At 60.8% G+C, this 23,455-nt stretch carries 20 protein-coding genes; 10 read left to right on the top strand and 10 right to left on the bottom strand.

Annotated features, from left to right (window positions below; all coding sequences use genetic code 11):
* The first annotated feature begins 25 nt into the window (after positions 1–25).
* The 3 genes from AC07N8_RS06675 to pcaC are packed head-to-tail and all read left to right on the top strand — an operon-like array spanning position 26 to position 2,596.
* Entirely contained in the window at positions 26–1,390 is a 1,365-nt protein-coding gene (locus AC07N8_RS06675; RefSeq protein WP_493142594.1) for a 3-carboxy-cis,cis-muconate cycloisomerase, read from the top strand.
* Positions 1,391–1,401: 11 nt separating this feature from the next.
* Entirely contained in the window at positions 1,402–2,190 is a 789-nt protein-coding gene (gene pcaD, locus AC07N8_RS06670) for a 3-oxoadipate enol-lactonase (RefSeq protein ID WP_493142596.1), read from the top strand.
* Positions 2,191–2,203: 13 nt separating this feature from the next.
* Complete coding sequence (gene pcaC, locus AC07N8_RS06665) at positions 2,204–2,596, top strand: 4-carboxymuconolactone decarboxylase (protein ID WP_140666156.1); 393 nt, start codon at positions 2,204–2,206, stop codon at positions 2,594–2,596.
* Between the two features lie 173 nt (positions 2,597–2,769).
* Here the strand turns inward: pcaC and AC07N8_RS06660 are convergent, their stop codons facing one another.
* From AC07N8_RS06660 to emhA, 4 genes are all read right to left on the bottom strand, one after another.
* Positions 2,770–4,029 carry an OprD family porin gene (locus AC07N8_RS06660; protein WP_493142599.1) on the bottom strand — a complete coding sequence of 420 codons (1,260 nt, stop codon included), beginning with the start codon at positions 4,027–4,029 and terminating at the stop codon, positions 2,770–2,772.
* Between the two features lie 431 nt (positions 4,030–4,460).
* Positions 4,461–5,921 (bottom strand): efflux RND transporter outer membrane subunit EmhC, encoded by a 1,461-nt coding sequence (emhC, locus tag AC07N8_RS06655; protein ID WP_493142601.1) that lies wholly within the window; start codon positions 5,919–5,921, stop codon positions 4,461–4,463.
* Positions 5,918–9,082, bottom strand: coding sequence for an efflux RND transporter permease subunit EmhB (gene emhB / locus AC07N8_RS06650; protein WP_483840554.1), 3,165 nt, complete (start codon positions 9,080–9,082; stop codon positions 5,918–5,920). The genes emhC and emhB overlap by 4 nt, the downstream gene beginning before the upstream one ends.
* Before the next feature lie 3 nt (positions 9,083–9,085).
* Positions 9,086–10,243, bottom strand: coding sequence for an efflux RND transporter periplasmic adaptor subunit EmhA (gene emhA, locus AC07N8_RS06645; protein ID WP_483840555.1), 1,158 nt, complete (start codon positions 10,241–10,243; stop codon positions 9,086–9,088).
* Between the two features lie 265 nt (positions 10,244–10,508).
* Between emhA and emhR the strand changes: the two genes are divergently transcribed.
* On the top strand, positions 10,509–11,141 hold the full coding sequence (gene emhR, locus AC07N8_RS06640) for an efflux system transcriptional repressor EmhR (protein ID WP_483840556.1): 633 nt from the start codon (positions 10,509–10,511) through the stop codon (positions 11,139–11,141).
* A gap of 223 nt (positions 11,142–11,364) precedes the next feature.
* On the opposite strand, the gene AC07N8_RS06635 is transcribed toward emhR, so the two are convergent.
* The 3 genes from AC07N8_RS06635 to AC07N8_RS06625 are packed head-to-tail and all read right to left on the bottom strand — an operon-like array spanning position 11,365 to position 13,946.
* Positions 11,365–12,414, bottom strand: a complete 1,050-nt coding sequence (locus AC07N8_RS06635; protein WP_027925598.1) for an alkene reductase — start codon at positions 12,412–12,414, stop codon at positions 11,365–11,367.
* A gap of 28 nt (positions 12,415–12,442) precedes the next feature.
* Positions 12,443–13,609, bottom strand: a complete 1,167-nt coding sequence (locus tag AC07N8_RS06630) for an MFS transporter (RefSeq protein WP_493142604.1) — start codon at positions 13,607–13,609, stop codon at positions 12,443–12,445.
* A gap of 34 nt (positions 13,610–13,643) precedes the next feature.
* A complete protein-coding gene (locus tag AC07N8_RS06625; RefSeq protein ID WP_007983055.1) occupies positions 13,644–13,946 on the bottom strand; it encodes an ArsR/SmtB family transcription factor in 303 nt (100 codons plus the stop codon).
* Positions 13,947–14,117: 171 nt separating this feature from the next.
* Between AC07N8_RS06625 and AC07N8_RS06620 the strand changes: the two genes are divergently transcribed.
* The gene (locus AC07N8_RS06620) at positions 14,118–14,696 is read left to right on the top strand and encodes an acyl carrier protein phosphodiesterase (protein WP_493142606.1); all 579 of its coding nucleotides are present in this window, start codon (positions 14,118–14,120) and stop codon (positions 14,694–14,696) included.
* 108 nt (positions 14,697–14,804) lie between these two features.
* On the opposite strand, the gene AC07N8_RS06615 is transcribed toward AC07N8_RS06620, so the two are convergent.
* Entirely contained in the window at positions 14,805–15,596 is a 792-nt protein-coding gene (locus tag AC07N8_RS06615; RefSeq protein ID WP_493142609.1) for a lysophospholipid acyltransferase family protein, read from the bottom strand.
* Positions 15,596–16,351, bottom strand: coding sequence for an L-ornithine N(alpha)-acyltransferase (gene olsB / locus AC07N8_RS06610; protein ID WP_483840560.1), 756 nt, complete (start codon positions 16,349–16,351; stop codon positions 15,596–15,598). Before olsB ends, AC07N8_RS06615 begins: the two co-directional genes overlap by 1 nt.
* A 154-nt stretch (positions 16,352–16,505) precedes the next feature.
* Here olsB and AC07N8_RS06605 point away from each other — a divergent pair, with 154 nt between their 5' ends.
* From AC07N8_RS06605 to AC07N8_RS06585, 5 genes are all read left to right on the top strand, one after another.
* Complete coding sequence (locus tag AC07N8_RS06605; RefSeq protein WP_483840561.1) at positions 16,506–17,393, top strand: acyl-CoA dehydrogenase middle domain-containing protein; 888 nt, start codon at positions 16,506–16,508, stop codon at positions 17,391–17,393.
* Positions 17,394–17,550: 157 nt separating this feature from the next.
* Entirely contained in the window at positions 17,551–18,645 is a 1,095-nt protein-coding gene (locus AC07N8_RS06600; RefSeq protein WP_493142612.1) for a serine hydrolase domain-containing protein, read from the top strand.
* Positions 18,642–18,959 (top strand): amidase, encoded by a 318-nt coding sequence (locus AC07N8_RS06595; protein ID WP_493142614.1) that lies wholly within the window; start codon positions 18,642–18,644, stop codon positions 18,957–18,959. The genes AC07N8_RS06600 and AC07N8_RS06595 overlap by 4 nt, the downstream gene beginning before the upstream one ends.
* Before the next feature lie 112 nt (positions 18,960–19,071).
* A complete protein-coding gene (locus tag AC07N8_RS06590; protein WP_483840564.1) occupies positions 19,072–19,662 on the top strand; it encodes a YceI family protein in 591 nt (196 codons plus the stop codon).
* Between the two features lies 1 nt (position 19,663).
* Positions 19,664–20,821 (top strand): phospholipase D-like domain-containing protein, encoded by a 1,158-nt coding sequence (locus AC07N8_RS06585; protein WP_493142616.1) that lies wholly within the window; start codon positions 19,664–19,666, stop codon positions 20,819–20,821.
* A gap of 141 nt (positions 20,822–20,962) precedes the next feature.
* Here AC07N8_RS06585 and bglX read toward each other — a convergent pair whose 3' ends face one another.
* The gene (gene bglX, locus AC07N8_RS06580; RefSeq protein WP_483840566.1) at positions 20,963–23,254 is read right to left on the bottom strand and encodes a beta-glucosidase BglX; all 2,292 of its coding nucleotides are present in this window, start codon (positions 23,252–23,254) and stop codon (positions 20,963–20,965) included.
* Between the last annotated feature and the right edge of the window lie 201 nt (positions 23,255–23,455).

The raw sequence follows: 23,455 nt of genomic DNA, 5'->3' as shown, positions 1-23,455 counted from the left end.
GGGCCCGCGCCATCAAGGACTGTTTATGAACGATCGACCGGGCAATCAATTGTTCGATGCCTATTTCACTGCCCGCGATATGCGTGAGGTGTTCTGCGATCAGGGCCGCGTGCAGGCCATGCTCGATTTCGAGGCGGCGCTGGCCCGGGCCGAGGCGCGTGTCGGGCTGATCCCGCAATCGGCTGTCGCTTCGATTGAAGCGGCGTGCCAGGCCGGGCATTACGACTTCGCCGTCCTCGGCGAGGCGATTGCCACGGCCGGCAACTCGGCCATTCCATTGGTCAAGGCGTTGGGCAAACAGATCGCGGCCAGCGACGCCGAAGCCGAGCGCTATGTGCATTTGGGTGCGACCAGCCAGGATGTGATGGACACAGGGCTAGTGTTGCAACTGCGCCAGGCACTGGCATTGATCGAAAGCGATCTCGCGCAACTAGGCGACATCCTCGCCACTCAAGCCAAACGCTATGTCGCCACGCCGTTGGCCGGACGCACCTGGTTGCAGCACGCCACGCCGGTCACCCTCGGCATGAAAATCGCCGGATGGCTGGGCGCGGTCACCCGCAGCCGTCAGCGCTTGCAAGAGCTCAAGCCGCGTCTGCTGGTGCTGCAATTTGGCGGTGCCTCCGGAACCCTGGCCGCCCTCGGCGCACAGGCGATGCCGATTGCCGAAGCGCTGGCCGGCGAGTTGCAGCTGAGCTTGCCGGATCAGCCTTGGCACACCCAACGTGATCGTCTGGTGGAGTTTGGCTCGGTGCTGGGATTGATCGCCGGCAGCCTCGGCAAACTCGGCCGCGACATCAGCCTGTTGATGCAGACCGAAGCCGGTGAGGTGTTTGAACCGTCGGCGCCGGGCAAGGGCGGTTCTTCGACCATGCCGCACAAGCGCAACCCGGTGGGTGCTGCGGTGCTGATCGGTGCGGCGACACGCGTTCCCGGTTTGCTCTCGACGCTCTTCAGCGCCATGCCGCAGGAGCACGAGCGCAGCCTCGGCTTGTGGCATGCAGAGTGGGAAACCCTGCCGGAGATTTGTTGCCTGGTGTCTGGCAGCCTCAAGCAAGCCTTGCTGGTGGCTCAGGGGCTGGAAGTGGATGCGGATCGCATGGCTCGCAACCTCGATTTGACCCAAGGCCTGGTGCTGGCCGAAGCGGTGAGCATCGTCCTCGCCCAACGGGTCGGCCGCGACACTGCGCATCATCTGTTGGAACGCTGCTGCAAACGTGCGGTGGCTGAACAGCGGCATCTGCGCGCCGTGCTGGGTGACGAACCGCAAGTGACCGCCGAGCTTTCGGCGGCTGAACTCGATCATTTGCTGGACCCCGCCCATTACCTCGGTCAGGCCCAAACCTGGGTCGAGCGGGCGTTGGCTGAACATTCTGCGTTGATTGCCTGAAGGAGATTGCTGTGGCTTTTGTACAACTCGCCGAGGGCGAACTGCACTACCAACTGGATGGACCTGAAGATGCGCCGGTACTGGTGCTGTCCAACTCGCTGGGCACTGACCTGCACATGTGGGACGCGCAGGTTGCGGCGTTCACCGAACGTTTCCGGGTGCTGCGTTTCGACACCCGTGGCCACGGCCAGTCTCTGGTGACACCCGGCCCGTACAGCATCGAGCAACTGGGTCGCGACGTACTGGCACTGCTGGACGCCTTGCACATTGAACGTGCGCATTTCTGCGGATTGTCCATGGGCGGTTTGATCGGCCAATGGCTGGGGATCAACGCCGCTGATCGACTGAACAAATTGGTGGTGTGCAACACCGCGGCGAAAATCGGCGATCCGTCGATCTGGAACCCGCGCATTGAAACGGTGCTGCGTGACGGTCCGGCCGCGATGGTTGCGCTGCGCGATGCCTCGATTGCGCGCTGGTTTACCCCGGACTTTGCTGCCGCCAATCCGTCTGCCGCGAAGCGAATCACCGACATGCTCGCCGCCACGTCACCTGAGGGTTATGCAGCCAATTGTGCAGCAGTGCGGGATGCCGATTTCCGTGATCAGTTGTCGTCGATCAAGGCGCCGTTGCTGGTGATCGCCGGCACTGAAGACGCAGTGACGCCACCGTCCGGTGGGCACTTCATTCAAGAGCACGTGCAGGGCGCCGAATACGCCGAGTTCTACGCCGCACATTTGTCCAACGTCCAGGCCGGCGCCGCGTTCAGCGCGCAGGTGTTGGCGTTTTTGTCAGCTTAATAAGGGGATGGTTGTGGACGAAAAACAACGTTACGACGAGGGCATGAAAGTCCGTCGCGCAGTACTCGGCGACGCTCACGTCGACCGCAGCCTGACCACCCTGACCGAGTTCAACTCGGAGTTTCAGGAGATGATCACCCGCCACGCCTGGGGTGATATCTGGACCCGCCCGGGCCTGCCGCGCCATACCCGCAGCCTGATCACCATTTCCATGCTGATCGGCATGAACCGCAATGAAGAACTCAAGCTGCACCTGCGCGCCGCCGCCAACAACGGCGTGACCCGTGGCGAGATCAAGGAAGTGATCATGCAGAGCGCAATCTACTGCGGCATCCCGGCGGCGAACGCGACGTTCCATTTGGCGGAGTCGGTTTGGGATGAGTTGGGGGTTGAATCGCGGGAGTGACCTCGGGTTTTGATGGTGCCTGAACTGACGCCTTCGCGAGCAGGCTCGCTCCCACATTTAGACCGCATTCTCCCTGGGGGAACTCGTTCAACTGTGGGAGCGAGCCTGCTCGCGAAAGCGGTCTATCAGTCGACATAGGTATTGAATGGCTCACACCTACTGGTGATGGGGGGTTACAACAGGCTGATCGGATAGCTGATGATCAACCGGTTTTCATCGAATTCGTTGTTGCTGAAATCGCGGCGGATGGTCGAGTTGCGCCATTTGACGTTGAAGTCCTTTAACGCGCCGCTTTGCACGGTGTAGCCCAGTTCCGATTCGCGGCCCCATTCCTTGCCGTCGGTGATGGTGCCGGTGTGGACGTTGTCGCCGCTGATGTAGCGGTTCATCAGGGTCAGGCCCGGAATGCCGAGGGCTACGAAGTTATAGTCGTGGCGCACCTGCCAGGATCTTTCCTGCGCGTTATCGTAACTGGCGTTGTAGCTGTCGTTGGCCAGGGTGCCGCCGCTGGTGCCGTTGACGCGCATCCAGGCGCTGTCGCCCGTGAGTTTTTGCAGGCCGACGTAGAAGGTGTTGCCGCCGTATTTGGCCGAGAACAGGCCGGACCAGGTCTTGTTGTCGAGATCGCCGGCGCGGGCGCTGCCGTCATCCTTGCCGTAGAAAAAGCCGAGGTTGGCGCCCAGGGTCCAGTCGCCCAGTGGCTGGCTGTGGATCAGATTGACGAATTGCTGGCTGTAGATGTCCTTGAGTTCAGCGTTCCACAGGCCGATTTGGGTGCGCTTTTCGTTGAAGGCGTATTCACCGCCCTGGAAGTTGAAACGGTCGGAGGTGAAGACCGGTTTTCCGTTCATCGACATGTCGCTCATGCTGCTGTCGTCGCGCGGGCTGTTGGCGCGGAATTGGCCGCCGTAGAGCGTCAGGCCGGCGATTTCCTTTGAGGTGATCTGGCCGCCACGGAAGGTTTGCGGCAGGGAACGGCCGTCGTCCGAACGCAGGATCGGCAGCACCGGCATCCATTCACCGACCTTCACTTCGGTCTGGGACAGCTTGGCCTTGAACGCGACGTTGGTGCGACCGAAGTTGTCCGCCGGGCGTCCGTCATGGTCCAGCGGCAGCAACTGCGTACCGCCGGTGCCTTTGCCGCCGTCGAGCTTCAGCGAGTACAACCCCAACACGTCCATACCGAAGCCGACAGTGCCCTGGGTGAAGCCGGATTTGGCGTCGAGGATGAAGTTTTGCGTCCACTCTTCGGCCTTGCCCTGGGCTTTGGTCGGGTTGGTAAAGTTGCGGTTGATGTAGAAGTTGCGCAGGTTCAGGTTGACCTTGGCGCCGTCGACAAAACCCGATTCCTCGGCTTGAGCGGGCAGGGCTGCGCCGGCCACTGCAATGGCGATCAGGCCGGGGAGGAAATACTGCGCGGTGGAATGCGTCATGGGCTCGGGTCTCTCTAATTGTTGGGGATGAAGCGCGGTGATGCCGCAACCTTGGGTTGCAGACGAAAGATCTGATCGATTCAGAAAAGCTGCGGAATCAGCCGGACAAGGCAGGGCGCGGGAGCATGAGGGTGAACCTGATGTTGTTGGTCTTGTGCGAGGAATGGTGCGGGGAATGTACTGGATGGTTCAATTGGTGAAAGCGTGTTTTGGGCGATTATCGAACATAAGATTGATCAGGATTTTAGGGTGTCTGTACCCGACTCTTCGCGAGCAGGCTCGCTCCCACATTTGACCGCATACTTTCTGGAGGACCCCGATTAAATGTGGGAGCGAGCCTGCTCGCGAAGGGGCCAGTGAGCACACCGACACTTTTCCCGCACCCAACAAAAAGCCCACCAAAAGGTGGGCTTCCTGTTTTCACAGCGCTATCAGAACATCTTCATCTTCGGCGCTTCTTCTTTCAGCGGTTCGACCTTGGCGGTCTGCTGATTCCAGCCACCACCCAGTGCCTTGTACAGATTGACCGCGCTGACCAGTTGCGCCAGACGGTCAGTGATCAGCACTTGTTGCGCGTTGAACAGCTGACGCTGGGCATCGAGGAAGGTCAGGTTGCTGTCGACACCAATGCGGTAACGACGCTCGGCCAGGCGGTAGTACTCCTGGTTGGCGGTGACGTTGTCGCGCTGCGCCTGCAACTGGTGGGTGTAGGTCTCGCGGGCAGCGAGGCCGTCGGCGACTTCCTGGAAGGCCGTTTGAATGGACTTCTCGTAGTTCGCCACGCCGATGTCTTTCTGGATTTTCGAGTAATCCAGGCTGGCGCTCAGGCTGCCGGCGTTGAAGATCGGCAGGTTGATCTGCGGCGAGAACAGCCAGGTGCCCGAACCGCCCTTGAACAGACCGGACAAGTCCGGGCTCAGGGTGCCGGCGTTGGCCGTCAGGCTGATGCTCGGGAAGAACGCAGCCCGTGCCGCACCGATGTTGGCGTTGGCAGCTTTCAGGTTGTATTCGGCCTGGAGGATGTCCGGACGACGTTGCAGCAAGTCCGATGGCAGACCGGCGGGCACGTCGCTCAGCAAATCGTCAGACAGCGGTTTGGCGGCTTGCAGGTTGGCAGGGATGCCGGTGCCGAGCAGGAGCACCAGGCTGTTTTCATCCTGAGCGACCTGGCGGGTGTACTTCGCCAGTTGAACCCGGGCGGTTTCCACCGAGGTGCGCGACTGGGCGAGGTCCAGCGCCGAGGCCACACCGACTTCGGCACTGCGCGCGGTGAGCTTGTAGCTCTCCTCGAACGCACCGAGGGTGTCCTGGGTGACTTTCAGCAGTTCCTTGTCGGCTTGCCAGGCCAGGTAGGCGTTGGCCACGCTGGCCACCAGGCTGAGCTGCGTACTGCGTCGACCTTCTTCAGTGGCGAAGTACTTCTGCAGTGCTTCTTCACTCAGGCTGCGAACCCGACCGAACAGGTCGAGTTCATAGGCACTGATGCCGACCGTGGCCGAGTAGGAACTGCTGATGCCCGCCTGACCGGTTTGCGACGCGTCAGCCGGAACGCGCTGACGGCTGCCGGTGCCGTTGGCCGACACGGCCGGGTACAGGTCGGCGCGCTGGATGCGGTATTGAGCCGCAAAAGCGTCGATGTTCAAGGCCGCGACACGCAGGTCACGGTTGTTTTCCAGTGCGACCTGGATCAGCTGTTGCAGGGCCGGGTCATGGAAAAACTGCTTCCAGCCTTGCTCTGCTGCCGCCTGGCCAGCCGCCTGGGCCGGCGAGTACGCCGGACCTTGCGGGTATTGGGCTGCCACCGGTGCCGCAGGTTGCTGATAATCGGGTATCAGCGAGCAACCACCGAGCACAAACGCGGCAACGGCTAGGGAAAGTAGCGACTTGCTCATTGGCCAGCCTCTTTAGGAGTTTCAGTGGCGTCATCCTGGTCGACTTTTTTGCGCTGACCGATGGACGACACAGTGACGAAGAACAGTGGGACCCAGAAGATCGCCAGCACGGTGGCGGTGATCATACCGCCAATCACGCCGGTGCCGATGGCATGCTGGCTACCCGAACCTGCACCGGTGGAAATCGCCAGGGGTACCACGCCGAGAACGAAGGCGAGCGAGGTCATGATGATCGGTCGCAGACGCATCCGGCAGGCTTCAATTGCCGCATCGCGCAGGCTACGCCCTTGTTCATGCAGTTCCTTTGCAAATTCGACAATCAAAATGGCGTTTTTCGCCGCCAGGCCGATGGTCGTCAACAGGCCCACCTGGAAGTACACGTCGTTGGACAGGCCACGCAGGCTGGTCGCCATCAGTGCACCGATGATCCCCAGCGGCACCACCAGCATCACCGCAATCGGGATCGACCAGCTTTCATACAGCGCCGCCAGACACAGGAACACCATCAGCAGCGACAGGGCATACAGCGCTGGCGCCTGGGAACCGGACAAGCGTTCCTCGTACGACAGGCCGGTCCAGGAAATACCGACACCCGCCGGCAGCTTCGCGGCAATCGCTTCGACTTCGGCCATGGCTTCACCGGTGGAGTAGCCCGGCGCCGGGGAGCCGAGGATTTCCATCGCTTCCACGCCGTTGTAACGGGCCAGCTTCGGCGAGCCGTAAATCCATTCACCCTTGGCAAACGCCGAGAACGGAACCATGGTGCCGACGCTGTTGCGCACATACCATTTCTTCAGGTCTTCCGGGCTCATACGCGAGCCAGGCTGGCCTTGCACGTACACCTTCTTCACTCGACCACGGTCGATGAAGTCGTTGACGTAGCTACTGCCCAGCGCAATCGACAGGGTGTTGTTGATGTCGGCGATGGTCACGCCCAAGGCGCTGGCCTTCTCGTCGTCGATTTCCAGTTGGTATTGCGGTTCGTCGTTCAGGCCGTTCGGGCGCACTTGCGTCAGAATCTTGCTCTGCGCGGCCATGCCGAGGAACTGGTTACGGGCAGCCATCAGCTTGTCGTGACCAATGCCGGCACGGTCTTGCAGGAACACGTCGAAACCGGTGGCGTTACCCAGTTCCAGTACCGCCGGTGGCGCAAAGGCAAACACCATGGCATCGCGGAAGGTGAAGAAGTGCTGCTGGGCACGGGCCGCCACCTTGAACACGTTGTTGTCGGCGTTACGTTCGTCCCATGGACGAAGCATGATGAACGCCATGCCCGAGCTCTGGCCACGACCGGCGAAGTTGAAGCCGGTCACGGTAAACACCGAGTTCACCGCATCGCCTTCACCGCCATCCTTGCCTGGACGCAGCAGGAATTCACGCATCTCGTCCACGACCACCTGGGTCCGCTGGGCGGTTGAACCGGCCGGCGTCTGCACCTGGGCGAACAGTACGCCCTGGTCTTCTTCCGGCAGGAACGCCGTCGGAATACGGGTGAACAGCCAGATCATGCCGACAATGATGAGGAGATAGGCCAGCAGGTACGGCGCCTTGCGCGAGAGCATGCTGCCCACGCCGCGCTCATAGCTTCTTACGCCGCGGTCGAAATTCCGGTTGAACCAGCCGAAGAAGCCACGCTTGGGTGTGCCGTGCTCACCCTTGGGAATGGCCTTGAGCATGGTGGCGCAGAGCGCCGGGGTGAAGATCAGTGCAACCAGTACCGACAAGGCCATGGCCGAGACGATGGTGATCGAGAACTGCTTGTAGATCACGCCGGTGGAGCCGCTGAAGAACGCCATTGGCAGCAGAACCGCCGACAGCACCATGGCGATACCGACCAGTGCACCCTGGATCTGCCCCATGGATTTCTTGGTGGCCTCCTTGGGTGACAGGCCTTCTTCACTCATGACCCGTTCGACGTTTTCCACCACGACGATGGCGTCGTCCACCAGCAAGCCGATGGCCAGGACCATACCGAACATGGTCAGGGTGTTGATGCTGAAACCGGCGGCCGCGAGGATGCCGAACGTACCCAGCAGTACCACCGGCACCGTCATCGTGGTGATGATGGTGGCGCGGAAGTTTTGCAGGAACAGGAACATCACCAGGAACACCAGCACGACGGCTTCGACCAAGGTGTGAACCACGCCTTTGATCGACTCGGTCACCACTGGAGTGGTGTCATACGGGAACACCACCTCCATCCCTTGCGGGAAGAACGGCTTGAGGTCGTCGATGGTCTTGCGCAGGGCTGCGGCGGTATCCAGAGCGTTGGCGCCAGTGGCCAGCTTCACCGCCAGACCGGACGCCGGAGCGCCGTTGAACTGGGCGTTGATGCTGTAGTTTTCACCACCCAGACCAACGTCGGCGACATCTTTCAAGCGAACCTGAGAGCCGTCCTTGTTGACCTTGAGCAGGATTTTATTGAACTGCTCGGCGGTCTGCAGACGGGTCTTGCCGATGATTGTGGCGTTCAGCTGTGTGTCGGGCAGGGCCGGCAAACCGCCGAGTTGACCGGACGAGATCTGCACGTTTTGCGCGGCGATGGCGGTTTTGACGTCAACCGGGGTCAGGTTGTAGTTGTTCAGCTTGGCCGGGTCGAGCCAGATACGCATGGCGTACTGGGAACCGAACACCTGGAAGTCACCGACACCGGCGGTTCGCGAGATCGGGTCCTGCATGTTCGACACGATGTAGTTGGACAAGTCGTCCTTGGTCATGCTGCCGTCACGCGATACCACACCGATGACCAACAGGAAGTTCTTCACTGCCTTGGTCACGCGGATACCTTGCTGCTGCACTTCTTGCGGCAGCAGCGGGGTGGCCAGGTTCAGCTTGTTCTGGACCTGAACCTGCGCGGTATCGGAGTTGGTGCCTTGCTCGAAGGTCGCGGTGATGGTCATGGTGCCGTCGGAGTTACTTTCCGAGGACACATAACGCAAGTGATCGATGCCGTTGAGCTGTTGTTCGATCACCTGCACCACGGTGTCCTGTACCGTTTGTGCCGAAGCACCTGGGTAGGTCACGGAGATGGCGATCGCCGGAGGCGCAATGCTCGGGTACTGGTTGATCGGCAGTTTGAGGATCGATAGTGCCCCGACCAGCATGATCACCAGGGCAATTACCCAGGCGAAAATCGGACGGTCGATAAAAAATTTCGACATGGTTTACTCCCCTTTGCCGCTGGAAGCCTTATCAGCTGCCTGTGCGGGGGCCGGGTTCTTTACGCCAACGTTAGTCGCTTCACTGGCTTTGACTTCGATGCCAGGTTTGACGAATTGCAGCCCTTCAGTGATCAGGCGATCGCCTGCCTTCAGGCCGTCCTCGATCAGCCATTGGCTGCCGACGGTGCGGCTGGCCTTGAGCTGACGCAGCTCGACCTTGTTGTCAGGGCCGACGACCAGTGCAGTCGGGGTGCCTTTCAGATCACGGGTCACGCCTTGTTGCGGCGCCAGAATAGCTGCTGCGTTCACCCCGGATTGCAACTGGGCGTGCACGAACATGCCCGGCAGCAGAGTGTGTTCCGGGTTCGGGAACACGGCGCGCAGGGTCACGGAACCGGTGGTCTGGTCAACCGAGACTTCGGAGAATTCGAGCTTGCCGTCCAGCTTGTACTGGCTGCCGTCTTCGAGGGTCAGCTTGACCGTAGCCGCGTTGTCGCCAGCCTTTTGCAGGCGACCGCTTTCCAGTTCACGGCGCAGTTGCAGCAATTCCACCGAGGACTGCGTCACGTCGACGTAGATCGGGTCGATTTGCTGGATCACTGCCATCGGATCGGCCTGGCCGCTGGTGACCAGCGCGCCTTCGGTCACGTTCGAGCGACCGATACGGCCGGTGAGCGGTGCGTAGACCTTGGTGTAGCGCACGTTGATCTGGGCAGTCTGCAGGGCAGCTTCCGATTGCATGCGGTTGGCCACTGCGGTGTCGTATTCCTGACGGCTGACGGCTTGTTCGTTGACCAATTGCTTGTAGCGGTCGGAGATCGACTTGGTCTGTTGCAGGTTGGCTTCGGCACTTTTCAGGGTGGCGTCATACACCGACGAATCGATCTGATAGAGCTGTTGGCCAATTTTGACGTCGCCGCCTTCCTTGAACATGCGCTTGAGAATGATGCCGTTCACCTGAGGACGCACTTCGGCGATGCGGTACGCGCTGGTACGACCCGGCAGGTCGGACGTCAGCGTAAACGTTTGCGGCTGCAGGGTAACGACGCCGACCTGAGGAGGCGGTGCGGCTGGTGCAGCTTCTTCCTTTTTGCATCCGCTGAGCAGCGATGCCAAGGCGACGGCAGTGACCAGAGCGGTAACAGCTGGCTTGAATTGCATGAAAATCCTCGGGTCAGGCGCGCAAAGTGCGCACTAGAAAGGTGGAAGGGTAAAAATAGGGTGCTGAGTGGATAAGTAGCTTGCTAAGGAATATACTTACGTTCATGGTTGTTTGTAAACACCTTGGCTGCGTACCCACTTCGTTACAAAAGCCGTTCGAAGGTTTGAATTCTAAGACGGGGACGGCGCCCAAGAGCGAACGCTCCACTTTTATTCAGCTGATGTTCAGACATCACTGAAGCATCCTGATTGAGGTTTTACTGCCATGGTCCGTCGCACCAAAGAGGAAGCTCAAGAAACCCGCGCCCAGATACTCGAAGCGGCAGAGAAAGCCTTTTATGAAAGGGGCGTGGCGCGCACGACGCTGGCGGACATCGCTACCTTGGCCGGCGTGACTCGCGGTGCCATCTATTGGCATTTCAGCAACAAGGCCGATCTGGTGCAGGCCATGCTGGATACCTTGCATGAGCCGCTTGATGAGATGGCCAGGGCCAGCGAAAGCGAAGAGGAACTTGATCCGCTCGGCTGCATGCGCAAGCTGCTGATTCATTTGTTTCATCAAGTTGCACTGGACCCGAAAACCCGACGCATTAATGAGATTTTGTTTCATAAGTGCGAATTCACCGATGAAATGTGCGATCTGCGCCAACAGCGCCTGACGGCCAGCCTTGATTGCAATGTGCGCATCGGCCTGGCCCTGCGTAATGCCGTGAATCGGGGGCAAATGCCCGAAGACCTCGACACGGCGCGCGCGGCCATCAGCCTGCACGCTTACATCGATGGCATTCTGTACCAGTGGTTGCTGGCCCCCGACAGCTTTCAATTGCACGCCGAAGCCGAACGTTGGGTCGAGGCCGGGCTGGACATGCTGCGCTTGAGCCCCAGCCTGCGCAAATGAAACAAAATGCGTAATTGGCTTCGCCCGTGTCAACTTTCCGGGCGGGTGCCGATTCCATGGGGTGCTTTTATATACGGACGCTCGCCAGGATGACAGGTAGCGAGCTACGTATTTTGTAGGAATTTTGTGTCTTGCGTGTGAATGTGTGTGATCGCGCCACATTAAAAACCAAAAAGCCCCGGCTCTCACGAGTAGGGGCTTTTTGCGTTTCACTGACGGTTACTTACAGCGCCGGGTAGTCGATGTAACCGACCGGGCCTTTGGCGTAGAACAGTTCTGGACGTGCTTCGTTCAGCGGCGCATCGGCCTTCAAACGGGCCGGCAAGTCCGGGTTGGCAATGAACGGCACACCGAAGGCGACCGCATCAGCCTTGCCGCTGGCCAGCCAGGCGTTGGCGCTGTCCTTGGTGAAGCGTTCGTTGGCGATGTACGGGCCGCCGAAGGCTTCTTTCAGTTGTGGGCCGAGGCTGTCGCCGGCTTCTTTCTCGCGGGAGCAGATGAAGGCGATGCCACGCTTGCCCAGTTCGCGAGCGACGTAGGTGAAGGTTTCGGCCAGGTTGTCGTCGCCCATGTCATGGGAGTCGGCGCGTGGTGCCAGGTGCACACCGACGCGGCCGGCGCCCCAGACTTCGATCGCTGCGTCGGTCACTTCCAGCAGCAGGCGTGCACGGTTTTCCAGGGAGCCACCGTAGTTGTCGGTGCGCTGGTTGGTGCTGCTTTGCAGGAACTGATCGAGCAGGTAACCGTTGGCGCCGTGGATTTCCACGCCGTCAAAACCTGCAGCCTTGGCGTTCTCGGCACCGGTGCGGTAAGCGTCGATGATGTCGGCGATTTCAGCGGTTTCCAGGGCACGCGGCGTTGGATAGTCGGCCAATGGGCGAACCAGGCTGACGTGACCTTTTGGCTGGATGGCGCTCGGTGCGACCGGTGCTTCGCCGTTCAGGTACGAGGTGTGGGACACCCGGCCGACGTGCCACAGTTGCAGGAAGATCTTGCCACCCGCGCCGTGGATTGCTTTGGTGACGTTAGCCCAGCCACGGACCTGGTCGTTGGACCAGATGCCCGGGGTGTCCGGATAGCCGACGCCCATTGGCGTGACCGAAGTGGCCTCGCTGAGGATCAGGCCAGCGGAAGCGCGCTGGACGTAGTACTCGGCCATCAGCGCGTTCGGCACGCGGCCTTCGTCGGCGCGGCAACGGGTCAGCGGCGCCATGATGATGCGGTTGGCCAACTCGATGTCGCCCAGTTTGATCGGATCGAAAATAGTCGTCATGAAATCACCCTCGTGAGGTTTAAGTGGATTAGTTAGTCGCTGGAGCCAGTTCGGGATTGCCGCTCTGGCGGAAAGTAATCAGGGTCACCAACAGGGCGAGTACCGCCAGTGCGGCAGCCGCGAGGGGTACGCTGGTCAGGCCGAAGCCGTGGGCGATGACGCTGCCGCCGACCCAGGCACCGAGTGCGTTGCCGATGTTGAAAGCGCCGATGTTCAGGGTCGACACCAGGTTCGGTGCCGCTTTGCCAAAGGTCACCACGTTGATTTGCAGGGCAGGCACGGCGGCAAAACACGCGGTGGCCCAGAGGAACAGGGTGATTTCGGTCGGGATCAGCGCGACGCTGGTCCACGTCAGCACGGTGGAGACCACGGCCATGCTGATGAACACGCCGATCAGCGTCGCGGCCATGCCTTTGTCCGCCAGTTTGCCGCCGATAATGTTGCCAACAGTCAGGCCCAGGCCGATGAGCATCAGGGTCCAGGTCACGCCACGTGGCGAGACGCCGGTGACTTCGCCCAGCAGCGGCGCGACGTAAGTGAAGAGGGTGAAGACCGAGGCAGCGAACAGCGCAGTCATGCTCAGGGACAACCAGATGCCGGCACCCTTGAGCGCGGCCAGTTCGGCGCGCATGTCGAGTTTTTCTTCATCGCGCTTGGCCGGCAGGAAGCGGATCAGGCCAATCAGGGCGATCACACCAATCACGGTCACGGCCCAGAAGGTCGAACGCCAGCCGGCCTGTTGGCCAAGCGCGGTGCCCAGTGGCACGCCGAGCACGTTGGCCAAGGTCAGGCCGGTGAACATCAAGGCCACGGCCGAAGCGCGTTTGTTGGCCGGCACCAGGCCTGCCGCCACCACCGAACCGATACCGAAGAAGGCACCGTGGCAGAGGGCTGTGACGACGCGTGCAAACATCAACACGTTGTAGTCACTGGCGAGGGCGCAGAGCAGGTTGCCGATGATGAAGATCCCCATCAACGCCACCAGTGCGGCCTTGCGCGGCAGTCGGGCGGTGGCCAGCGCCATGAACGGCGCCCCGATGGCCACGCCCAGGGCGTAACCGGTCACCAACCAGCCGGCGCCGGGGATCGACACACCGAGGTCCGCCGCCACATCGGGCAGCAGGCCCATGATGACGAATTCGGTGGTGCCGATGGCGAAGGCGCTCAAGGCCAGAATGAGGAGCGAGAGAGGCATTGTTGATTCCTTGTCGGCTGACTGACGTTAAGGGTCAGAGCTCTTTACTGAAGGTCTTGAGGAATTCCTGGATGGTTTCCTCATTACGTTTGAAAAAATGCCACTGGCCGACTTTGCGGCTGCTGATCAGGCCGGCGCGTTGCAGGGTCGCCAGGTGCGCGGACACCGTGGACTGCGACAAGCCGCAACGTTGATCGATCTGCCCGGCGCAAACGCCGTGCTCGTTGCTGTGGGACTGGTCCGGGAATTCGACGGTCGGGTCTTTGAGCCAGTGCAAGATTTCTCGCCGTACTGGGTGTGCCAGGGCTTTTATTATTTCGTCGAGATTAATGGTCATGGGGGTGAGCTCGTGATGGTTGAAACGCTATATCGCGATGAGGCGAACTTTAAATCGGTATTTCGCGATATACAAATATGATTTGGCTCTGAGCCGCTAACAATTCGGTATATCGAGTTATAACGATACGTGGGGTGTAACGATCCAAAGGCGCAGTGCTAAGCTGCGCCCATGAACTATCTCGCACATCTTCACCTCGGTGGCCAGCGTCCCGGCCAATGGCTCGGCAGTCTCTATGGCGATTTCGTCAAAGGACGGCTGCAAGGGCAGTACGCGCCGGAGATCGAAGCGGCCATCCAGCTGCATCGCAGCATCGACGTATTTACCGACCGCCATCCGCTGGTGGATGTGGCGTTGTCGCGGTTCTCCACGACGCGCCGGCGTTACGCCGGGATCGTGCTCGACGTGTTTTTCGACCACTGCCTGGCACGGGACTGGACGCTGTACGCCGACCGGCCACTGGAGCTGTTCACGTCGGATGTGTACCGGGTGCTGACGGCCGAGCCGCAGTTGCCGGAGCGCCTGGCGAAAATCGCGCCACACATGGTGGCGAATGACTGGTTGGGGTCGTATCAGGAGTTCGAGGTGCTGGAGCAGGTGCTGCGGGGGATTTCGCGACGGTTGACCCGGCCGGAGGAACTGGCGGGGGCGATGCAGGAATTGCGGGTGTTGTATGAACCGTTGAGTGAAGACTTCAGACTTTTCTACCCGCAGCTTCAGGACTTCGCCCAAAACTACCCAACAACATAAATCCAAATGTGGGAGCGAGCCTGCTCGCGAAGGGGCCGTCACATCCAACATCATTGTTGACTGTCACACCGCATTCGCGAGCAGGCTCGCTCCCACAGGGGGATGTGTTTAAGCAGCGATGGCGGGTCGCATCGGGATTTGCTGCTTCTCCGGAATCGCCCCAAACAACGCTTTCTGCACCGCTTGCTGCGCTTCGAACGCCAACGCTGCTCGCTCCCGACCTTCACAGGCAATCGGCTTGAGCAGATGAATCTCCACATCCCCCCGGTCATTGGCAAACAAACGCATCAAGTGCGACAGCAGATCATCGTCGCCAATGAACGGTGCCAGGGTGTCGAGCTGACCATCACGCAGATAACGAATCGCCACCGGTTGCAGCAGCACCTCTGAATCAATCGCCGCCGACAGCAAGCGACCATGGAAGGTACGCAACGAACGGCCATCGGTGGTGGTGCCTTCCGGGAACATCAGCAGCGGATGTTCCTGTTCCAGGTGGCGGGTCATTTGTTTGCGGATCAACTGACTGTCGCCCGACCCTCGACGGATAAACAGACTGCCGGCCTTGGCCGCCAACCAGCCCGCCACTGGCCAGGTGCGCACTTCGGCCTTGGACAGGAACGACATCGGCGTGAGCATGCCCAGCAGCGGGATGTCGGTCCAGGACACGTGATTGCTGACCCAGAGCATCGGTTGCTTGGGCAGTTCACCGTGAACGGTGACCTGGAAGGGCAGGGCATTGCTCAACCGCGCCATGAAAAACCGCGACCAGCGCTGGCGGCGGACCATCGAGTGGGCGATGCCCATGCGCTCGAACAAACCGAACACCGTGGCCATGCTCAATCCCAGAGCGACCACCACCAGCACTCGCGCAATCCGCGCGTACACCCGCAACCGGCTCATCACATGGCCGCCTTGAAGTGCTTGGCGTAACGCGGGCAGAGCTCGTCGCGCTTGAGCAGGATGAACACGTCGGCCACCTGGAAATCTTCGTCCCAGCACGGCTCGCCGCAGATCTTCGCGCCGAGGCGCATGTAGGCCTTGAGCAGCGGCGGCATTTCGGCGATCACGTTGGAGGGGATATCCAGAGTGGGCAGCGGGTTTTTCGGCTCGGCGCGCAGGTGTTCGGTGCACAGGTAGCGCTCGCGCAGGCGCTGCATGATCGCGTGGGCCTGGATGCCGCCGTCCTGCATCGGGATGCTCGCGCAGCCCATCAAATAGCTGTAGCCGCCCTCATTCAATACTTCGGCCAGTTCACCCCAGAGCACGGCAATGGTGCCGCCATTGCGGTAGGCCGGGTCGACACAGGTGCGGCCGATTTCCAGGATCGGGCCCTTGAGATGCACCAGGCCGTGCAGACTGAATTCTTCTTCGCTGTAGAACTTGCCCAGGCTGCTGGCCGCGGTGTGATCGAGCAAACGGGTGGTCGCCACCAGGCGCCCGGTATTCAAGTCACGCACGCCGATGTGGGCGCAATGAACATCATAGTCATCCATGTCCAGACCCAGCTCCGCGCCCTTCAGCTTGGCGTTGAACTCGCCGCTGAACACGTTGAAGCGCAAGGCCTGGGCTTCCTGCAAGGCTTGGCTGCCGATCAGGCGTTCGGCTTGCAGGCGGCGGTCGTTGCCGGTGTCGCGGATGCGGGCGATCTGAGTCATGGCGATTCTCCGTGCGGGCTGCTCACCCGTCTTGGGTTACAGCGGATCGACTTTCTTTATGCAGCCGTTTTGTGCAAGGTCAGGCTATGTAGCCCCGGTGTCATCGCCATTAAGCTTTGGTGATGCTTATATGACAGCCCACGAGGAGCCTCTTATGCCCTGGCAAAACCTGTTGAACCGCCACGAACGTCTGCCCGCCAACCCGGATCTGGCGGAAGGTTTCGTGACCTTGTTGCACCAGTTGGGCACGGTGACGCCGTTTGAATTGGCAGTGGCTGGCGGGCGTTTGATGGCCACGCCGGGGCTGGCGTTTCTGGTGGGGTATCAGGCAGCGTTACGCATGCTCTGGCCGAGCGCGCCGCTGAGCCTCGGCGCCCTGTGTGCGACTGAGCAGCGCAGCCTGCGACCGGCGGACATGCAAACCCGCCTCACCGATTTGCGCCTGAGCGGGCGCAAGGATTTCGTCACCGCCGGTGATGCCGCCGAATGGCTGCTGATCGCCGCCCGCAGTGAAGCACCCGGCGACCCGGTAAGCCTGAGCCTGGCGGTGGTCTATCCCGATGAACCGGGCGTGCGCCTGGAAAAACTGCCGGCGATCCCGCTGATGCCGGACATCAGCCATGGCCGCTTGTTTCTTGACAATGCCCAGTGCGAGTTGTTGGCGGGGGATGGTTGGGATGCTTACGTCAAACCGTTTCGCACCCTTGAAGATGTGTACGTATTGAGCGCCATGACGGCGTGGTTGTATGGCATTGGTCAGGACAGTGACTGGCCGCAAGCGTTGCAGTTGCGGTTACTGGCGTTGCTGGCCGGGTGCGCGGAAGTCAGCCGGCAGGCGCCAAACAATGCGGCCGGACATGTGTTGCTGGGTGGGTTGTTTGCGCAGTTCGAGGGGCTCAAGGTCGAAATTGATCAAGCGCTGGCCGATGGGCCGCCGCATTGGGCGGCGATGTGGCAGCGGGATCAGGCGGTGATGGCGTTGGCGGCTGGGGCTCGGGGGAAGCGGTTGGCCAAGGCGTTGGCGGGATCTTCGCTGGATTGACTGGCCCCTTCGCGAGCAGGCTCGCTCCCACATTTTGAAATGCGTTCCCCTGTGGGAGCGAGCCTGCTCGCGAAGGTGATCTGACCGACAACACAAATCCCCAAACTGTCATCAACCTCAACTACGCTCTGCCAGTTACCCCCTCCGAGCCCACGCCATGTTCAAAGGCTTGTCCCTGATCGTCATGCTGCTGCTCAGCCTCGCGGCCCACGCCGAAAACTGGCCCGCCGAGCAATGGTCAACCGGCCCGGTCATCACCGGACCCGCGCTTCAAGCCCTGGAAACCTACGCCTTCCCACCCCGTGACGACAACACCCGAAAAGGCGTGCGCACCGATGCCTTGCTGGTGATCCGCGACGGTCAATTGATCTACGAACGCTACGCAGGCCCGACCACCGCCGACACGCCGCACCTGACCTGGTCCATCAGCAAAAGCCTCATGGCCACGGTACTGGGTGTGGCGTATGGCGAAGGGCTGTTCAAACTCCAGGACCCGGTACAGACGTTTTATTCACCGATGAAAAAACACCCCGGCGTGACCATGGCCGACTTGCTGCATTGGGCTTCGGGGCTGGACTGGCAGGAAGACTATGAATACGCCCCGTTGAAGTCCTCAGTAGTGGCGATGCTCTACACCCGTGGCCATCAGGACATGGCCGCGTTCACCGCCGACCATGGCGAGTACGCCAAGCCCGGTCAGGCCTTTCGTTACTCCAGCGGTGACAGCAATCTGCTGTCCGCTGCGTTGAAAAACATCGTCGGCCCGACACGTTATCCAGACTTTCCATGGACCGCGCTGTTCGAGCCCTTGGGCATCCGTCATGCCGTTTGGGAAACCGATGCCACGGGCACTTTTGTCGCTTCCTCTTACGCCTACCTCACGGCTCGGGATCTGGCACGAATCGGTTGGTTGATGGCGCGCGACGGGCGTTGGCAGGGTCGCCAGTTGCTACCCAAAGACTGGGTCGCCTTCAATCGTGAACCGTTCGCCCATTATCACGCGCATCAGGATGACGCCGTGCCTGGCGGTCAATGGTGGCTCAATCGCGCGGTGGACGGGGCGGCCCAACCCTGGCCCGATGCGCCGGCCGATACCTTCGCCGCGCTGGGGCATTGGGGCCAGGCGATGTACGTGATCCCCAGCGAAAACCTGGTGATCGTGCGCTATGGCGATGATCGCGATGAAAGCTACCAGCACAACGAATTGCTCAAGTTCGCGCTCAAGGCGTTTGTTCAGAAGGTGCAGCCATGAGTTTTCTTCGACATCGGCCGTTCAGCGCGTTGTTCCTGGTATTGCTGGTCGCGTTGCTCGGCTGGATCTGGCAGGAGCGCGTGGCGCTGTGGACGTTCCCCGACATTATCAGCGCCTACACCGCCAAGGAATATTGCTCGTGCCGGTATGTGATGAACAACGAGGCCGGGTATTGCCGCCGCTATGTAAAGCAGTGGCTGCCGACCAGCAGCTTTGTCGATGACGCCGCCAGCAAACGCGTGACGGTCAGCGGCATGGGCCGTAGCAACAGCGCTGTGTGGATCGGCGAACGCCAAGGCTGCCGCCTGCAATAGTGATTTGTGCTGAAGCTCCCTCACCACAAAAGTGCGGTGTCGGTGACGGACAGTTTGCATCTTGCTCACGGGCGGTTAAGGTTCGTGCAGGTTTATCTGCACATGAGTCTCTATGTTCAACCGCTCCCTCTCTAATACCCTCGCATTCCTGCTGTTGGCCGGTGCCACGCTGTCGGCCCACGCCGATTGGTATCTGGACGGCGAGTCCTCGCGGCTGTCGTTCATCAGCACCAAAAACGCCAACCTCTCCGAAGTGCAGCGCTTTCTGGTGCTGCACGGTAAGGTCGACGCCAAGGGCCTGGCCGAGGTGGAAGTCGAGCTGGAGTCGGTGAACAGTGGCATCCCCTTGCGCGATGAACGCATGCGCAAAGAGCTGTTTGAAATCCAGACCTTTCCCGAAGCGTTGATCACCGCGCAGATTGATCTGCGCCCGATCAACGACCTTGCGCCCGGCGCGCAGTTGGAATTGCGCTTGCCGCTGACCGTCAACCTGCATGGCAAGCAACATCAATACAACGCCGAACTGCTGGCGACGCGTCTCGATGACCGACGCTTTCAAGTGGTAACGCTGGAGCCGCTGGTGATCAATGCCGAAGATTTTGATCTGGCCCCCGGGCTGGAAGCGTTGCGCAAGGTCGCCGATCTGTCGGCCATCAGTCTGTCGGTACCGGTGGGTGCGGTACTGATTTTCACGGCGCGCTGACATGGCCGGTGCAATCTTTCCCTGGCGTGAAGGCAACCACTTTGAGCTGCTGATCGACGGTCCGCAGTTTTTCCCACGCATGTTGGTCGCGATTGCCCGCGCCGAAGAACAGGTCGAGCTGGAGTTGTATCTGGTGGAGGCGGGCGCCTGCGCCGAGGCCATGGTGCAAGCCCTTGTTTCGGCGGCAGAGCGCGGTGTGCGGGTGCGTTGCCTGTTCGATGACTATGGCAGCCTGGCGTTCACCCTGACGTTGCGTCAGCGGCTGACGGCGGCCGGGGTCGAACTGCGTTTCTACAATCGCCTGAACTGGCGGCGTTGGGTCGGCAACTTCTACCGCGATCACCGCAAGTTGTTGCTGGTCGACCAAAGCCTGGCGGTGGTCGGTGGCACGGGCGTCACCGATGAGTTCTGGACGCCGGGTGAAGACACCAGCGAATGGCACGAGGTGATGGTGGAAATCAACGGGCCTTTGGTCATTGACTGGCAGTTGCTGTTCGACCGCCAATGGATCGCCAACCGCCATCGGCGCGCCTGGAAACCGGCCTCGCATTTCGGCTTGCCGCGCCTGCCGCGCGTGCCGTCGATGGGTGAAGGCATGGGCCGGGTGGCCTATGCCGACGCCCGCCAGCACCGCGACATTCTGCAATCGCTGGTGCGCGCGTTGAACAGCGGCCGGCAACGCATCTGGCTGGCGACCCCGTACTTCCTGCCGACCTGGAAAGTCCGCCGCTCATTGCGCAGGGCTGCTGCACGGGGTGTTGACGTGCGCCTGTTGTTGACCGGGCCACGTACCGATCACCCGTCGGTGCGCTACGCCGGGCATCGCTACTACCCGCGACTGCTCAAGGCCGGGGTGAAAATCTTCGAGTACCAACCGTGTTTCCTGCACCTGAAAATGGTCCTGATCGATGATTGGGTGAGCATCGGCTCATGCAATTTCGATCACTGGAACTTGCGCTTCAACCTGGAAGCCAACCTGGAAGCGCTGGACCCAGGGCTGACGCTGGCCGTGGCGGGGAGTTTCGAACGGGACTTTGCGCAGAGCCAGGAAGTCAGCCTGGAGGAATGGCAACGCCGGCCATTGTGGAAGCGGGTCAAGCAACGGATCTGGGGCTGGGTGGATCGGTTGGTGGTGAACCTGCTGGATCGAAGGGGTTAACCCCGATCTCCGCCACCCCCTAAACCACTGTGGGAGCGAGCCTGCTCGCGAAGGGGGCGTATCAGTCAATTATGCTGTCGACTGACACTCCGCTTTCGCGAGCAGGCTCGCTCCCACATGGGTGATGTGTTGCCTGGGAGATTAGAGCAACTCAAAGCTCTGTTGCGTCACGTCCTGGGAGTCCAGGCCGATCTGCACGTTGAACTTGCCTGGTTCGGCCGCGAACTTGAGCTGGGTGTTGTAGAACTTCAAGTCGTCCTCGGTGATGGTGAAGTGCACGACTTTCTGTTCGCCGGCCTTGAGCATGACTTTCTGGAAGTTCTTCAATTCCTTGAGCGGCCGGATCATCGAGCCGGTCACGTCCTGGATGTACAACTGCACCACGGTTTCGCCGTCGCGTTTGCCGGTGTTTTTCAGCGTGACGCTGGCGTCGAGCTTGCCGGTCTTGTTCAGCGTGGTCGACGACAGGGCCATGTCGCTCAGGCTGAAATCGGTGTAGCTCAGCCCGAAACCAAACGGGAACAGGGGACCGGTAGTGTCATCGAAATACTGCGAGGTGTAGTTGCCCGGTTTGCCCGGCGTGAACGGCCGGCCAATGCTCAGGTGGTTGTAGTAGGTCGGAATCTGACCCACCGAACGCGGGAAGGTGATCGGCAGTTTGCCCGACGGGTTGTAGTCGCCGAACAGCACGTCAGCGATGGCATTGCCGCCTTCGGTGCCGCTGAACCAGGTTTCCAGAATCGCGTCAGCCTGGTCTTTTTCTTCGAGAATCGACAGCGGACGGCCGTTCATCAACACCAGCACCAGCGGTTTGCCGGTGGCTTTCAGGGCCTTGATCAGATCGCGCTGATTGGTCGGGATGTTGATGTCGGTGCGGCTCGACGATTCGTGGGACATGCCACGGGACTCGCCCACCGCTGCCACCACCACGTCCGCATCTTTGGCCGCTTTAACCGCTTCGTCGATCAGCACTTGCGCCGAACGCGGGTCATCCACAACTTCCGGTGCGTCGAAGTTAAGGAAGTTCAGGTAATCCAGGACCTTCTTGTCGCTGGTGATGTTGGCGCCACGGGCGTAGATCAGCGTGGCCTTGTCGGCGACGGCGGCGTTCATGCCGTCGAACAGGGTCACCGATTGCGCCGGTTTACCGGCCGCCGCCCAGCTGCCCATCATGTCGATAGGCGCCTTGGCCAGCGGGCCGACCAACGCGATTTTCGCGGTTTTCTTCAGTGGCAGTGTTTCGTTCTGGTTCTTCAGCAACACCAGGCTGCGACGCGCCACGTCACGGGCCTCGGGGCGGTGCAAGCGGCTGTCGGCGTAGGTGTCGGCCGGATCATCTTCAGCCTTGCCGATGCGCAGGTACGGGTCCTTGAACAGGCCCATGTCGTACTTGGCGCCAAGCACTTCACGCACGGCGTTGTCGATGTCGCTTTGCTCGATTTCGCCTGCTTTCAACAGCCCCGGCAGTTCTTTGCCGTAGAGGGTGTCGTTCATGCTCATGTCGATGCCGGCCTTGATCGCCAGCTTCGCGGCTTCGCGACCGTCAGCGGCGACGCCGTGCTTGATCAGCTCGAAAATCGCCCCGTGGTCGCTGACCGCCAGGCCTTTGAAGCCCCATTCCTTGCGCAACAGGTCGTTCATCAGCCAGGTGTTGGCGGTGGCCGGCACGCCGTTGATCGAGTTCAGGGCAACCATCACCCCGCCGGCACCGGCGTCAATCGCCGCGCGGTACGGTGGCAAGTAGTCCTGGTACATCTTGACCGGGCTCATGTCGACCACGTTGTAGTCGCGACCGCCCTCGACCGCGCCGTACAAGGCAAAGTGCTTGACGCTGGCCATGATGCTGTCGGCCGCGTTGGCGCCGGAGCCTTGGAAGGCCCGGACCATCACGCCGGCGATGCGCGACACGAGGTAGGTGTCTTCACCGAAGCCTTCGGAAGTCCGGCCCCAGCGCGGGTCGCGGGAGATGTCGACCATCGGTGCGAAGGTGATGTCGAGGCTGTCCGCCGCGGCTTCCTTGGCGGCAACGCGCCCGGACCGGCCGATGGCGTCCATGTCCCAGCTCGAAGCGAGGGCAATCGGGATCGGGAAAATGGTGCGGTGGCCGTGGATCACGTCATAGGCGAAGAACATCGGGATCTTCAACCGGCTGCGCATGGCCGCGTCCTGCATCGGACGGTTTTCCGGGCGGGTGATCGAGTTGAACGTGCCGCCGATGTTGCCGGCCGCGATTTCCTTGCGGATCAGTTCGCGTGGCATTTCCGGGCCGATGCTGATCAGGCGCAATTGGCCGATCTTTTCATCGAGGGTCATCTGCTTCATCAGGTTGCTGATGAAGGCGTCCTTGTTCTCCAGAGGTGCGGGGGTCGTGGCGGCCAATACGTTATGACTGGCCAGGCTGACGAACAGGCCCAGCAAACACAGCTTCTTCATGAATAGTTTTCTCAAAAGCCTAAACGGCAGTGAATACGCGCCGGTCAGCCAAAAGTTAGGGAGCGACTATTGTTGTTCAGGTAAATGCAGCACACTTCTGCGTGTTTTTTGTGCAGGGGCATCTTTTAGCCCATTGGCTCGATGCAATCCAGTGGCGGCGGCAGATTATGCCCCAAGTGCCCAGTCAGAAGGGTGTGGTTA

The organism is Pseudomonas sp. GW821-FHT10C09 (genome assembly GCF_059415465.1).
Note: the sequence above shows the minus strand (reverse complement) of the source record. Positions and strands in the feature narration are given on the sequence as shown.

What these genes read in the sequence shown, in the direction of transcription:
- AC07N8_RS06675 (WP_493142594.1), top strand. Translation starts at nt 26, where the DNA reads ATGAACGATCGACCGGGCAATCAATTGTTCGATGCCTATTTCACTGCC.
- AC07N8_RS06660 (WP_493142599.1), bottom strand. Translation starts at nt 4,029, where the DNA reads ATGACGCATTCCACCGCGCAGTATTTCCTCCCCGGCCTGATCGCCATT.
- emhC (WP_493142601.1), bottom strand. Translation starts at nt 5,921, where the DNA reads ATGAGCAAGTCGCTACTTTCCCTAGCCGTTGCCGCGTTTGTGCTCGGT.
- emhB (WP_483840554.1), bottom strand. Translation starts at nt 9,082, where the DNA reads ATGTCGAAATTTTTTATCGACCGTCCGATTTTCGCCTGGGTAATTGCC.
- emhA (WP_483840555.1), bottom strand. Translation starts at nt 10,243, where the DNA reads ATGCAATTCAAGCCAGCTGTTACCGCTCTGGTCACTGCCGTCGCCTTG.
- emhR (WP_483840556.1), top strand. Translation starts at nt 10,509, where the DNA reads ATGGTCCGTCGCACCAAAGAGGAAGCTCAAGAAACCCGCGCCCAGATA.
- AC07N8_RS06635 (WP_027925598.1), bottom strand. Translation starts at nt 12,414, where the DNA reads ATGACGACTATTTTCGATCCGATCAAACTGGGCGACATCGAGTTGGCC.
- AC07N8_RS06630 (WP_493142604.1), bottom strand. Translation starts at nt 13,609, where the DNA reads ATGCCTCTCTCGCTCCTCATTCTGGCCTTGAGCGCCTTCGCCATCGGC.
- AC07N8_RS06625 (WP_007983055.1), bottom strand. Translation starts at nt 13,946, where the DNA reads ATGACCATTAATCTCGACGAAATAATAAAAGCCCTGGCACACCCAGTA.
- AC07N8_RS06620 (WP_493142606.1), top strand. Translation starts at nt 14,118, where the DNA reads ATGAACTATCTCGCACATCTTCACCTCGGTGGCCAGCGTCCCGGCCAA.
- AC07N8_RS06615 (WP_493142609.1), bottom strand. Translation starts at nt 15,596, where the DNA reads ATGAGCCGGTTGCGGGTGTACGCGCGGATTGCGCGAGTGCTGGTGGTG.
- olsB (WP_483840560.1), bottom strand. Translation starts at nt 16,351, where the DNA reads ATGACTCAGATCGCCCGCATCCGCGACACCGGCAACGACCGCCGCCTG.
- AC07N8_RS06605 (WP_483840561.1), top strand. Translation starts at nt 16,506, where the DNA reads ATGCCCTGGCAAAACCTGTTGAACCGCCACGAACGTCTGCCCGCCAAC.
- AC07N8_RS06600 (WP_493142612.1), top strand. Translation starts at nt 17,551, where the DNA reads ATGTTCAAAGGCTTGTCCCTGATCGTCATGCTGCTGCTCAGCCTCGCG.
- AC07N8_RS06595 (WP_493142614.1), top strand. Translation starts at nt 18,642, where the DNA reads ATGAGTTTTCTTCGACATCGGCCGTTCAGCGCGTTGTTCCTGGTATTG.
- AC07N8_RS06590 (WP_483840564.1), top strand. Translation starts at nt 19,072, where the DNA reads ATGTTCAACCGCTCCCTCTCTAATACCCTCGCATTCCTGCTGTTGGCC.
- AC07N8_RS06585 (WP_493142616.1), top strand. Translation starts at nt 19,664, where the DNA reads ATGGCCGGTGCAATCTTTCCCTGGCGTGAAGGCAACCACTTTGAGCTG.
- bglX (WP_483840566.1), bottom strand. Translation starts at nt 23,254, where the DNA reads ATGAAGAAGCTGTGTTTGCTGGGCCTGTTCGTCAGCCTGGCCAGTCAT.